This window comes from Corallococcus exiguus (genome assembly GCF_009909105.1).
Classification (GTDB): domain Bacteria; phylum Myxococcota; class Myxococcia; order Myxococcales; family Myxococcaceae; genus Corallococcus; species Corallococcus exiguus.
The window spans coordinates 444,618-458,661 of record NZ_JAAAPK010000010.1; the positions used below are offsets into that span (position 1 = coordinate 444,618).

The window sequence follows — 14,044 nt, forward strand, 5'->3', positions numbered from 1 at the left end:
CTACCGGGACGTGTCCCGCGCCGCGCCCTGGAGTGCCTCCGTCAAACGCTCCGCGAGCCGCTGGATGTGGGGCGCGCGCAGCAGCGAGTAGTGCGTGCCGGGGAGCACCTCGCGCGTCAGCTCGCCGTGGACGTGCGCGCTCCAGCCGTCGTCCCCGTGCTTCGGGTTGTCGCCCGCCAGGAGCAGGAGGACGCGGCCGGTGAGCGTTCCGGGGCGGTGGTGCTTCAGGGCGCGCAGGTTGCGGGTGAAGACGTGCAGGAGCGTGCGCCCTGTCTCCGTGGCCGTTTCCGGCGTCGCGAGCTGTCCCTGGTCGAGCTCGAACAGCGCGGCCACCTGTCCTGCGTCGTCCACGTCGAGCGGCACGCGGTCGTCCGTCGCCGGGCTGGGATCGATGAGGGCCACGAGCTCCACGGTCTCGCCCCGGGCCTGGAGCTGACGGGCCATCTCAAAGGCCACCACGCCTCCCATGGACCAGCCGCCGAGCCGGTAGGGACCGTGGGGCTGCACGGTGCGCACGGCGTTCACGTAGAGCGCCGCCATCGCCTCCACCGTGTCGAGCGGCGGACGGCTTCCATCGAGCCCCTGGGACTGGAGCCCGTAGAAGGGCTGCTCCGGGCCCAGCTGCTTCGCCAAAGCCGCGTACGCGAGCACGTTGCCGCCCACGGGGTGGACGCAGAAGAAGGGCCGCTGCGAGCCCTCGCGCTGGATGGGCACGAGCGGGGAGAAGACTTCGGGCGCCTGACGCAGCAGCCGGGCCAGCGTCTCCACCGTGGGCGCCTGGAAGAGGGCGGCCAGGGGCAGCTCGCGGTGGAAGCGCTCCCGGATGCGCGCCATCAGCTTCACGGCGAGCAGGGAGTGACCGCCCAGGTCGAAGAAAGGACGCGTCACGCCGATGGGCCGGACGCCCAGCAGCTCCTCCCAGAGCGCCACCAGCTCCCGCTCCATGTCGTCGCGTGGGGCGACCTCCGTGGTTTCGGAGGGACGGGACGCCGGTGCTTCTGGGACGTGCATCCGGAGAAGCTCCTCGTCCGTCAGCAGCATCCGTAGGTCCAGGGGCGCGTCGGGCTCGGCGAGGACTGTCTCCAGCAGCGTGCTCCAGCGCTCCATCATCCGCTGGACCGTGGCGGTATCGAAGAGGTCCGTGCTGTACGTGAGCGCACCCTGGAAGCCGTCGGGCTGCCGGGTGAGGGCCAGGTCCAGATCGAACTTCGCCGCCGAGGAGGGGACCTCCTCCGCCTTCAGCGTCAGGCCCGGGAGGGTGGCCTCCAGCTCCGGCGTGTTGTGCAGTGCGAAGAGGGCCTGGAAGAGCGGCGTGCGGCCCAGGTCGCGCTCGGGCTGGAGCGCGTCCACCAGCCGTTCGAAGGGGAGGTCCTGATGTTCGTACGCGCCGAGCGTGGTCGAGCGCACCTGTGCGAGGACCTTCCGGAACGACGTGTCCGCGGTGAAGCGGGCCCGGAGGACCAGCGTGTTGACGAAGAAGCCGATGAGGCCTTCGGTCTCCGCGTGGCGGCGGTTCGCGATGGGCGTGCCCACCAGCACGTCGTCCTGGCCGGAGTACCGCGACAGCAGCAGCTGGAACGCGGCCATGAGCACCATGAAGGGCGTGGCGCCTTCCCGCTTCGCCAGTGCTTCCACCGCGTCACTCAAGGGCGGTGTCAGCTGAACGGGCCACCGTGCTCCCTGTGCGGAGCGGCGGGCCGGACGCGGCCGGTCCGTGGGCAGCAACAGCGCATGCGGCGCCCCTTCGAGCCGCCGCTTCCACCAGTCGAGCTGTCCGTCCAGCACCTGGCCTTCCAGCCATGAGGCCTGCCACCGGGAGAAGTCCGCGTACTGCACGGGCAGCTCCGGCAGCGGCGACGGCTGGCCCTGGCGGAAGGCTTCGTAGAGCGCCACCAGCTCGCGCACGAGCACTCCGAAGGACCAGCCATCGGAAACGGTGTGGTGCGTGCATAGCAGGAGCACGTGCTCCCTCGTGTCCAGCCGCAGCAGGGCGAAGCGAGCGAGGGGCCCCGTGCCCAGGTCGAAGGGACGCAGCGCATCAGCGTCCATGCGGCGCCGGACTTCAGCCTCACGCGCATCCGTGGGGAGGGCCTCCAGGTCCTCCGTGCGCAGCACCCCCGTGGGCGCGGGATGGATGCGCTGACGCGGTGTTTCGTCGTGGGTCTCGAACGTCGTGCGCAGGGTTTCGTGCCGTTGCACAAGCGCGTCGAAGGCCTGCTTGAGGGCGGGGACGTCCAGCGCTCCGGACAGCCGCAGCGCGAAGGGCATGTTGTAGAGCGGGCTGCCCGGTTCCAACTGGTCGATGAACCACAGCCGCTGCTGCGCGAAGGACAGGGGCGCGAGTTCGTCTCCCTGCGTCCTCGTCAGCGGCGGCAGCGCGAGCGTGGATGCGGCGTCCGTCAGCCGCTGGGCGAGCCCCGCCACGGTCGGCGTCTCGAAGAGGGCCCGGACGCGCAGCTCTACACCGAAGTGGACGCGCACGCGCGACACCACCTGCGTGGCCAGGAGCGAGTGCCCGCCCAGCTCAAAGAAGTTGTCGTGACGGCCCACGCCGGACACGCGGAGCAGCTCCTCCCAGATGGTCGCGAGGCGCTGTTCGGTGGGTGTCGCGGGAGGCGCGAAGACACGTGCGGGGCGCGATGACGCGTCCGGTACGGGCAGGGCCTTGCGGTCCACCTTGCCGTTCGGCGTCAGGGGCAGGACGGGCAGGGCGAGGACGGTGGCCGGGACCATGTAATCAGGCAGGTGCCTGCGCAGGTGCTCGTGCAGTGGCGTGGTGTCCGCTTCCGGCGTGACATAGGCGACGAGGCGCGCGTCGCCCGGTACGTCCTCGCGCACCAGGGCCACCGCGTCCCGGACGCCGGGATGGGCCCGCAGCGTGGACTCGATCTCGCCCAGCTCGATCCGGTGGCCACGCAGCTTCACCTGGAAGTCCAGGCGGCCCATGAACTCGAGCGTTCCGTCCTCGCGCCATCGGACCTTGTCGCCCGTGCGGTACAGGCGCGCTCCAGGCTCCGTGCCGAAGGGATCCGGCATGAAGCGTTCGGCGGTCAGGTGCGGCCGGCCCAGGTATCCGCGCGCGACGCCTTCACCGGCGAAGCACAGTTCTCCAGGCAGGCCGAAGGGAACCAGCTCCAGACGTTCGTCGAGCACGTACGCGCGCAGGTTGTCCAGCGGCCGCCCGATGACGGGCAACGCGTGGGACGTTCCCTGGATGTCCCAGACCGTGGCGTCCACGGTGCATTCGGTGGGGCCGTAGGCATTGAAGGCCTGTGTGCGCCGGGTCGTGGCGAGCCGCCGCCACATCACTTCGTCCAGCGCCTCGCCTCCCACCATCATCAGTGACGGCAGACGGGGGCGGTCCAGCATCCCCGCATCCAGCAGGAGCTTCAGTTGCGCGGGCGTGCAGTCCAGTACGTCCACCCGCGTCCGCTCCAGCCACTCGAGCATCCGCTCTGGCTCCAACCGGAGATCCTCCGGAACAGGGCACAGGCAGTGGCCGCCCAACAGCTGCAGCACCTGCTCGATGGAGGCATCGAAGAACAGCGGCGCGTTGATGCTGACGCGGAGCCCCGGGGGCCGCCCCGCGTAGGCGGTCCGTAGGAGCGCGTGACGCAGGTGCAGCACCGAGCGGTGCCGCACCATCACCCCCTTCGGCGTCCCGGTGGAGCCGGAGGTGTAGATGACGTAGGCGAGGTTCTCCGCTCCCGCCGCCGGCGGCAGGTTGTCCGAAAACCTGTCCGACAGTCGGACAGGTTCCGAGCCGTCCTCCGCCGCCGGAGCGGCCTCCGAAAACCTGGCCGACAGTCGGACAGGTTCCGAGTCGTCCTCCGCCGCCGGAGCGGCCTCCGAAAACCTGTCCGACAGTCGGACAGGTTCTGCGTCCATCCACACCAGGTGGGGCACCTCGGGGTGCCACGCTTCTTGCAATGCCCGCGTCGTCACCAGCACGGACGCTCCACAATCCTTGAGGACCAACGACCTGCGCGCGGCGGGCGCGGCCGGGTCCAGCGGCACGAAGGCGCCCCCGGCCTTGTTCACCGCGAGCAGTGCGATGACGCTCTTCGCCGAGCGCTCCAGGCACAGGCCCACCGTCACCTCCGGGCCCACCCCCAGCGAACGCAGGTGCCAGGCGAGCTGGTTGGCCCGCGCGTTGAGCTGCTGGAAGGACAGCGTCGTATCCCCGAACACCACGGCGTCCGCGTCCGGGGTCCGCGCCACCTGGGCCTCGAAGTGGCCGTGCAGCGTGCCCTCGCCGTCGAAGGGCGACACGCTTCCGGCCAGGTCGCCCAGGAGCTGTCGCCGTTCCTCCTCCGACACGAGAGACAGTCCGGACAGCGGTCCATCCGGATTCGTGAGCACCGCCTCCAGCAGCACCCGCAGGTGGGTGAGCAGCCGCGCCATGGTGGGACGCTCGAAGAGGTCCGTGGCGTATTCGAGCTTGCCCCGGAAGCCATCCTCGCGGCGGTCCAGGTCCAGGCTCAGGTCGAACTGGGATGTCGTGCGCTCCGCGAGGGCCGCGGGACGCACGGTGAGGCCGGGCAGCGACAGCTCCGGCACCGGCGCGTTCTGGAGCGCGAACATCACCTGGAACAGCGGCATGCGCCCCAGGTCGCGCGTCGTTTGCAGCGACTCCACCAGCCGCTCGAAGGGGACGTCCTGGTGTTCGTAGGCGCCCAGCGTCGTGGCTCGCACCTGGGCCAGCAGCTCCCGGAACGTCGTCCGGGCGCCGAAGGTTCCACGCAGCACCAGCGTGTTGACGAAGAAGCCGATGAGGCCTTCGGTCTCCGCGTGACGACGGTTCGCGATGGGCGTGCCGACGAGCACGTCATCCTGGCCGGCGTAGCGGTGCAACACCGTCTGGAAGGCCGCGAGCAGCACCATGAAGGGCGTGGCGCCCTCCTGCTTCGCCAGGGCCTCCACGCGCTCGGACAGGGTGAGGGGCAGGTGCACCGGTAGCGTGTCGCCGCGCTGGGTGGAGACGGCGGGACGGGGCTTGTCGGTGGGCAGCTCCAGCGCCCGGGGCGCTCCTTCGAGCTGCCGGGTCCACCATGCCAGCTGCGCCTCCAGTGTTTCTCCCTGGAGCCAGGCTCGCTGCCAGAGCGCGAAGTCCGCGTACTGCACGGGCAGCTCCGGGAGCGCGGGCGGCCGGCCCTCACGCAGGGCCGCGTAGAGGGTGGTGAGTTCGCGCACCATCACGCCCAGCGACCAGCCGTCGGAGACGATGTGGTGGAGGTGCAGCACCAGCACGTGCTCCTCGGGCGCGAGCCTGATCAGCAGGGCGCGGATGACGGGGCCTCGCTCCAGGTCGAACGGCCGCTGGGACTCCGCTGTCGCCAGACGCTCCGCTTCGCGCAGCCGGGCCTCGGTGTCCTCCAACGCGGACAGGTCCACGCGCTCCAGGGGCACGGTGGCCTGCGCGTGGATGTGCTGCACGGGCTGGCCTGCTTCCGTGCGGAAGGTGGTGCGCAGGGATTCATGCCGCGCCATCAACGCGTCCAGGCTTCCCTTCAGCGCGGCCTCGTCCAGCGCGCCGAGGAGCCGCAGGGCGACGGGCATGTTGTAGAGGGCGCTGCCCGGTTCGAGCTGGTCGATGAACCACAGCCGCTGCTGCGCGAAGGACAGTGGCAGTAGCGGGGGCCTTGGGGCCCGGGTGAGAGGCGGCACGTGCTCGTGGCGGCTCGTAGTGGCTCCCAGGTGCCGGGCGAGCGCGGCCACGGTGGGCGCGTTGAACAACTCACCCAGGGGCAGCTCCACGCCCAGCACCGCGCGGATGCGCGACACCACCTGCGTGGCCAGGAGCGAATGGCCTCCCAGGTCGAAGAAGTCGTCGTGGATGCCCACTGCGTCCAGGTGCAACACCTCCGCCCAGATGGCCGCGAGCTGTGCCTCCACGGCGTTGCGTGGGGCTTCGCGCGTCGACTCGGTGGGCCGGGGCGCTTCGGGTGCGGGCAGGGCCTTGCGGTCCACCTTGCCGTTGGGTGACAGCGGCAGGGACGGCAGCGCCACCCAGGCGGACGGCATCATGTAGTCGGGGAGTTGCCGCTGCGCATGCGCCTTCACGCGGTCGGTGTCGGCGCTGTCCCCGCCGAGGACCACGTATGCCACGAGCCGCTTCTCACCAGGCACGTCCTCGCGCGCGAGCACCACGGCCTCGCGTACGTCCGGAGCCTGTCGCAGCACGGCCTCCACTTCTCCGGGCTCGATGCGGAAGCCGCGCAGCTTGAGCTGGAAGTCGGTTCGCCCCAGGAACTCCAGGGTGCCGTCGTCGTGCCAGCGGGCCCGGTCGCCCGTGCGGTACAGGCGGGCGCCCGGCGTGGCGGAATGGGGATGGGGGATGAACCGCTCGGCGGTGAGGTCCGGCCGCTGGAGGTAGCCCCAGGCGAGGCCGTCACCGCCGACGTACAGCTCGCCGGGAAGTCCCGGCGGCAGGGGCTGGAGGTGCTCGTCCAGCACCCACGCGGTGGAGTTCGCCAGCGGCCGGCCAATGGGCACCGAACGCTCAACGGTGTCCCTCGCGCGCAGCGTGTGCGTGGTGGAGAAGGTGGTGTTCTCCGTGGGGCCGTACCCGTTGACGAGCACGGCGTCCGGCGCCATCCGCGACAGATGTTCCCTCACGCGAGGCACGGGCAGCACGTCCCCGCCCGCCAGCACCTGCCGCACGCCCGCGAGTGAGACTCCTTCGTGAAGGACCATCTGCTCGAAGAGGGCGGCGGTGAGCCACAGCGTGGTGACGCCCTCCACCGCGAGCAGCGTGCCCAGCTCTGACAGTGAGAGCGCATTCGGCGGTGCGAGCACCAGCTTCGCGCCGTGCAGCAATGCTCCCCAGAGCTCCAGTGTGGAGGCGTCGAACGCGACTGGCGCGGCCTGGAGAAACACCTGCTCTGGACCGAAGGCGATGAAGCCATTGCCCCGGACGAGGCGCACGATGCCCCGGTGGGGCACGCAGACACCCTTGGGACGGCCCGTGCTGCCCGACGTGAACATCACGTAGGCCAGCGCCTCCGCGGGTACGTGCACAGCCAGCGGCGTGACCGGCTGCTTCGCGATCAGGTCCCATTCCTCGTCCAGCAGCACGAGGAGCCCGGTCACCGCCGGCAGCTCATCCGCCAGCGCCTCCTGCGTGACGAGCACGCTGACGCCCGCCTCCTGGATCACCCAGGTCGTGCGGTCCGCCGGGGCCTTCGCCTCCACGGGCACATAGGCCGCGCCCGCCTTGAGGATTCCGAGCATGCCGGTGACGAGTTCCGGCGAACGCTCCACGCACAGCCCCACGCGGTCCCCAGGCCGCACGCCCAACCGGCGCAGGTGGTGCGCGAGCTGATTCGAGCGGCGATCCAATTCCCCGTACGTGAGCTCACGCGCCGCGATCCGTGTCGTGTCCACCAACGGGAAGGCCCCCGGACTCGCGGGCATCCTCACGGCGACGGCGTCTGGCGCGCGCGCGGCCTGCTCCGCGAACAGCTCGGGCACGGAGGCGTCACGTGGATACTCCGTCGCGGTGTCGTTCCAGGCGACGAGTACCTGGTGCCGCTCCTCGGGCGTCAGCAGCGGCAGGCGTGTGAGCAGCGTCCCTGGCGAAGCCACCGCGGCGTCGAGCAGCACGCTCAGGTGCCTGGCCATTCCAGCCACCGTGCCGGGGGTGAACAGGGCGGTGTTGAAGTTGAGGCCTCCCGTGAAGCCCTCGGGAGCGCGGTGCAGCAGCAGCTCCAGGTCGAAGCGGATGGCGCCCGGGTCGGCGTTCATCGGCTGGAACGACAGGCCGGGCAGGGCCAGCGGCGGCAGCGGCGCGTTCTGCAGCGTGAAGGTGACCTGGAAGAACGGCGTGCGGGATGCGTCGCGCGCGGGGTGCAGTGCCTCGACGAGCTTCTCGAACGGGAGGTCCTGGTGCTCGTAGGCGCCCAGGGTGGTGTCCCGCACGCGCGTCAGCAGCGAGACGAAGGTGTCGTCCTCGCGCAGCCGGGTGCGCAGGACGACGGTGTTGGCGAAGTAGCCGATGAGCACCTCGGATTCGGCGTGGCGGCGGCCCGCGATGGGCGAGCCCACCAGCACGTCGTCCTGTCCGGAGTAGCGGCCGAGCAGCACCTGGAACGCTGCCAGCAGCACCATGAAGGGCGTGGCGCCCTCGCGCTTCGCCAGGGCCTCCAGGGCTTCGCTGGAAGCACTCGGGAGGGTGAAGGGCATCAGCGCGCCCTGGAAGGTCTGCCGGGCCGGACGCGGATGGTCCGTGGGCAGCTCCAGGTGCGACGGCGCGCCTTCCAGCTGACGCCGCCAGTAGCCGAGCTGCGCGTCCAGCACCGCGCCCTGCAACCAACCGCGCTGCCACAGCGCGTGGTCGGCGTACTGCACCGGCAGCTCGGGCAGCGGGGAGGGGAGGTTGTGGGAGAGCGCGGCGTAGAGCGTGCCCATCTCGCGTACCAGGACGCCGGTGGACCAGCCGTCGGAGATGATGTGGTGCAGGTTCAGCACCAGCACGTGCTCCGTGGGCGACAGCTTCAGCAACAGGGCTCGGAGGAGAGGACCCTGCTCCAGGTCGAACGGGGTGCGTGCCTCCTCGAGGGCGAGCCTCGTTGCTTCGGCGCGGCGCTGCTCCAGGCCCGGGGTGCCGGTGAGGTCCACCTGTCGCAAGGGCAGCGGACCGGGAGCGTGGATGACCTGCTCCGGGGCTCCTTCGTACTCGCGGAACGTGGTGCGCAGGACTTCGTGCCGGCGCACCAGTCGGTCGAAGCTCCGCTGGAGCGCGCCGAGGTCCAGCGTGCCTTCCAGCCGGAGCGAGAACGGCATGTTGTAGGCTGTGTCCGCGGTGCCCAGTTGATGGATGAACCACAGCCGCTGCTGCGCGAACGACAGCGGCAGCACGGCGGGCCGCACGCCACGGGTCAACGGCGTGAGGCCGGTGGGCTCGGTCTTCTCCGGCTCCGCCAGCGCGGGCGCAACGGCTCCAGACGGAGTGATGCGCCGGGCGAGCGCTTCCACGGTGGAGGCTTCGAACAGCGTGCGTAGCGGCACCTCGTGGCCCAGGCGAGCCCGCACGCGCGCGGCCACCTGGGTCGCGAGCAGCGAGTGTCCGCCCAGCTCGAAGAAGCTGTCCCGCACGCCGACCCGCGCGATGCCGAGCACCTGCGCGAAGATCTCCGCCAGGGCCCGCTCGGTGTCGTCGCGTGGGGCGATGGGCTCCGCGCGTCCGGCGGTGGGCGCGTCCGGCGCGGGCAGTGCCTTGCGGTCCACCTTGCCGCTGGGGGTGAGCGGCAGGGCATCCATGCGGACGATGGCGGAGGGCACCATGTACTCGGGCAACCGCGAGTGCAGGAACGCGCGCAGTCCGGCCACGTCGAGTGTCCCCTCGACGCTGACGTAGGCGACGAGGCGCGGTCCCCCTGTGTCCGCCAGTCGCACGACGGCCACGGTGTCGCGCACGCCGGGCCAGGACTGGATCGCGGCTTCGATGTCACCCGGTTCAATGCGGAAGCCTCGCAGCTTCACCTGGAAGTCAGCACGGCCCAGGTACTCCAGCGTGCCGTCGGTGCGCCACCGTGCGATGTCGCCCGTGCGGTACAGGCGCGCGCCGGGCGTATCGCTGAAGGCATCGGGGATGAAGCGCTCGGCGGTGAGGGTAGGGCGGCGCCAGTAGCCTCGGCCCACCTGCACGCCGCCAATGAACAGCTCGCCCGGGATGCCCGCGGGCACCAGTTGTCCGTGGCGATCCAGGACGTGCATGCGCGTGTTGGCCACGGGGCGGCCGATGGGCACGACTCGCAGCGCTTCGTCGCGCGGGCACTCCCAGGACGTCACGTCCACGGCGGCCTCGGTGGGGCCGTAGAGGTTGTGCAGCGTGGTGTGCGGCAGTCGCGACTGGGCACGGAGCGCCAAGTCCGCGGGCAGGGCTTCGCCGCTGCACATCAGGTGGCGCAGGCGCGACAGGGACTCCAGGCCGGGCTCCTCCACGAAGGCTCGCAGCATGGACGGCACGAAGTGCGTGGTGGTCACGCCCTCTCGGGCCATCAGCGCCACCAGGTAGTCCGGCTCTTGATGTCCGCCGGGCCTCGCGAGCACCAGCCGCGCGCCCGTCATCAAGGGCCAGAAGAACTCCCAGACGGACACGTCGAAGCTGAACGGCGTCTTCTGAAGCACCGTGTCCGACGGCGTCAGGCCGTAGCGCCCCTGCATCCAGCGCAGGCGGTTGACGATGCCTGCGTGCGCGTTCATCGCGCCCTTGGGGCGACCCGTACTGCCAGACGTGAAGATGACGTAGGCCAGGGAGTCATCCCCAGCCAACGGCACGGGGCGGGCCGTGGACTCACGCGCGATGGCCTCCCACGGGGTGTCGAGCGCGATGACGTGCGCGGCATGCGGAGTCAGTGCGGCGCGGAAGCGCTCTTGCACAAGAAGCACTGGCGCTGCGGTGTCCTCCAACATCCCGGCGAGTCGTTCCGCGGGCGTGGCCGGATCCAGCGGCACGTAGGCGGCTCCGGCCTTCAGGACGCCCAGGAGGGCGACGACCATCTCCAGCGAGCGCTCCATGCAGACGCCCACCAGGGTCTCCGGACCCGCACCGCGTGCACGCAGATGGTGCGCGAGTTGGTTGGCTCGGGCGTCGAGCTGCGCGTACGAGAGGCGCTGGTCCTCGAACTGGAGCGCGATGGCCTCGGGAGTGCGCTCAGCCTGGGACTCGAAGAGGTGGTGGAGCGTGGCGCCCGCAGGGAAGTCCACGCGCGTGTCGTTCCAGCCGCGCAGCACCTGTTCGCGCGCGGCCGGCGTGAGCAGCGACAAGGTGGAGACTGGTGCGTCCGGCGCGGCGACGACGGCCTTGGCCAGCACGGTCAGATGCTCCGCCATGCGCTCCAGGGTCGCGGCGTCGAAGAGGGCGGTGGAGTACTCCAGGCGGCAGCGCAGGCCGTCGCGCTGTTCCCAGACCTCCAGCGACAGGTCGAACTTGGACGTCGTCACCGGCACGTCCACTCCGCCAATCTGGAGCCCCGCACCTCCGGTCGTCTGGGCCGCCGGAACGTTGATGACGTTGAGGACGGTCTGGAACACCGGCGTGCGGCTCAGGTCGCGAGGCACCTGGAGCACGTCCACCAACTGCTCGAAGGGCATGTCCTGGCGTGCGTAGCCGCCCAGTGCCTGCTGCTTCACACGCGTGATGAGCTCGCGGAACCCTGGTGCCCCGTCGAGCCTCGCGCGGAAGGCAAGCGTGTTGACGAAGCAGCCCAGCAGGCCTTCCACCTCGGGGCGCGAGCGTCCTGCGATGGGCGTGCCCACCGCGAAGTCGTCCTGTCCGGAGGCGCGGGAGAGCAGCACCTGGAACAACGCCATCAGGACCATGAAGGACGTGGCGCCTTCACGGCGGCCCAGCGCGAAGAGCGGCTCGGACAGCTCGCGAGGCAGGTGGAAGGCGTGGGCGGCGCCCGCGTAGGACTGCGCGGCGGGACGGGGACGGTCGGTGGGCAGCTCCAGCGGCGGCGTGCCCTGGAGCAGCTCCTTCCACCAGCGTGCCTGTTCCTCCAGCACCGACCCGGTCAGCCACGTGCGCTGCCACACGGCGTAGTCGGCGTACTGCACCGGCAGGGGCGGCAGGACGGAGGGAACACCCGCGCTGGCGCAGGCGTACAGCACCGGCAGCTCGCGGCTGAGGACCAGGGCGCACCAGGCGTCGGAGACGACGTGGTGCAGGAGCAGGTGCAGGACGTGCGTGTCTGGAGCCAGCCGCAGCAGCAGCGCGCGGGCCACGGGGCCCGTGTCCAGGTGGAAGGGCGTGGCGGTGTACGCCTGGCAGCGGCGAAGCATGGCGGCCTCGCGTGCCTCTGCCGTGTCGCCGGGAACATCCTCCGTCTCCAGGGGCAGGGGGCCGGTCGCGTGGATGACCTGCACGGCCCCGGTGTCGCCCAGGGCGTAGGTGGTGCGCAGGACCTCATGGCGTTCCACGAGCGAGTGGAGCGCCGCTTGGAGCGCGGTGACATCCAGCGCCCCCGTGAGCCGGAAGATGATCGCGTTGTTGTAGGCGGTGCTCTCCGGCTCCAACTCCTGGAGGTACCAGAGGCGCTGCTGCGCGAACGACAGGGGCAACGGCTGGCCACGAGGCGCACGCGGGATCGTCTGGAGGGCACCGGAGGTGCTGGGTGTCTCCGCGTGCACTGTCGCGGCCGAAGCGCTCTGGGTGGCTGGAGACGCGGGGCGCGGCGCGGGCAGCTTGAAGGCAGGGAGGTTCACGGCCTCGACACGACCATCCGCGCGCAGGCGCACAGGACGGCCGGTGCGGTAGAGGCTCGCGGATCCACTCAGCGGATGCGGCACCAACCGGCCCGGCGCCTCACCTGTCGCCCTCCAAAGGGCGGCAGGCAGGCCCGCTCCCGACAGGGCCAGCTCTCCGACGACGCCCGCGGGCACGGGCGCCCCGGCCGCGTCCAGCACCCAGATGTCCAGGCCCGGAGGCAGCTTCTCCTCCGGCGCACGCGGCAGCAGGCCTCCATCCCGGGCCTCCCCCGCGAGCAGCACGTCGCCGCCCGCGGTGCGCTGGAGCGCGGACGCCAGCTCCGCGGATGCGTTCTCCAGGACCCAGGCCCCCACCGGTGCCAGGGCCTCGCGCGCTCCCGTCAGGTCCGTCAGCGCGCGGGCCAGCCGTGCCGTGGTGTTCACCAGCACCGCGCCCGACTGCTTCGCCAGGGACAGCAACTCCTCCGCATCCGTCTCCTGCTCGCCACGCACGCGCCGCGAGTGTGACGCCGCATCGGCGGCCACGGCCTCGCGTGCCGTGGCCAGGCGCTTGAGTCCTTCCAGGACGACGGGCGTCTCCAGGCCGAAGTCGATGAGGCACGTCACCTCGTCCACATCCGAGGCCCGCACCTCGCGCAGCCGCTGGATGCCGCTCTCCACCGTGCCGATGAGGCCGGTGCCCTTCGCGTGGTGCTCGAAGGTGTGCTCCAGCAGCGCGTCGATGTCCTCGCGGGACACCTTGGCGATCTCCCCCTGATACCCCTGCGCGGCGAGCAGCGACGTGGTGATGTCCGCCGAGCTCCGGAAGTACGCCAGCAGCGGCTTGCGCACCTGCCGGAGGACCTCCGCCTCGTCGTCACCCAGGTACGTGTGCAGCATGCAGGTGATGTGGCCCCGGCCCGGGTGGCCGTTGCGGCGCCACGCTTCGCGGTAGAGGGCCACCTTTGGCTTCAGCTCCTCCAGCGAGTGGGCGAAGAGGCCCGTGAGCACGCCCGCGCCAAGTTCACCCGCGAGCCGGAACGTCTCCGGGTTCGCGGTGGCGGTGAGCCACACGGGCAGCTCTCGCTGCACCGGCTTCGGGCGCAGGCCCACCTCCACGGTGACGCCGTTGCCGCCCGGACGCCGCAGCCGGTCTCCGCGCCAAAGGCCTCGCAGCGTCTCCAGGTGGCGCAGCAGGATGTTGCGCCGGTCGGCGTAGTTTCCGGGCGCGAAGATGAAGTCCTGCACGTGCCAGCCCGTGGCCACCGACACGTCGACTCGGCCCTGCGACAGGTTGTCCACCACGGCCCACTGCTCCGCGATGAGCAGCGGATCATGCAGTGGCAGCACCACGCTGCCGGAGCGCAGGCGCAGGTGCTTCGTGACGGACGCGAGCGCGGCGGAGACCACCGCGGGCTGCGGGTAGATGCCGCCGAAGGAGTGGAAGTGCCGCTCGGGCGTCCAGATGGCGGAGAAGCCGTGCGCGTCCGCGAACTTCGCGCCCTCCATCAGCAGCTCGTACTTGGGCCCGGTGAGCGAGTCCTCGTCATTGGCGAAGTACGACAGGCTGAGCTGAAGCGGACGCGATGCCGCCTCGTCCGATGCGCCTCGCCGCGATGTGGTGGCCTCGGAGGGGAACAGCACGCGCAGGCCACGCGACAGGGCCCAGAGGGCTTCCAGTTCGGGCTTCTCGGGAGCGGGTTCGGAGGCGGCGAGCCAGGTGGTGCCCTGCGCCGGACGCAGCCGTGCATCCAGGCCCGCGAAGAAGCCCGTGAGCGACGTGTGACTCAACGCCCACGCGGGCTGGCCCGCACCCATGGGCAGGAGCCACGCCAGGGACTCCGGCGAGGGA

At 71.0% G+C, this 14,044-nt stretch carries 1 protein-coding gene (running past one end of the window); it reads right to left on the bottom strand.

Annotated elements, in window-relative coordinates:
* Positions 1 to 14,044, bottom strand: partial view of a non-ribosomal peptide synthase/polyketide synthase gene (locus GTZ93_RS32780; protein ID WP_161663192.1) — the end only. It continues 18,110 nt past the right edge of the window; only the last 14,044 of its 32,154 coding nucleotides appear in the window; its start codon lies beyond the right edge, outside the window — the gene reads right to left on this strand; its stop codon occupies positions 1 to 3.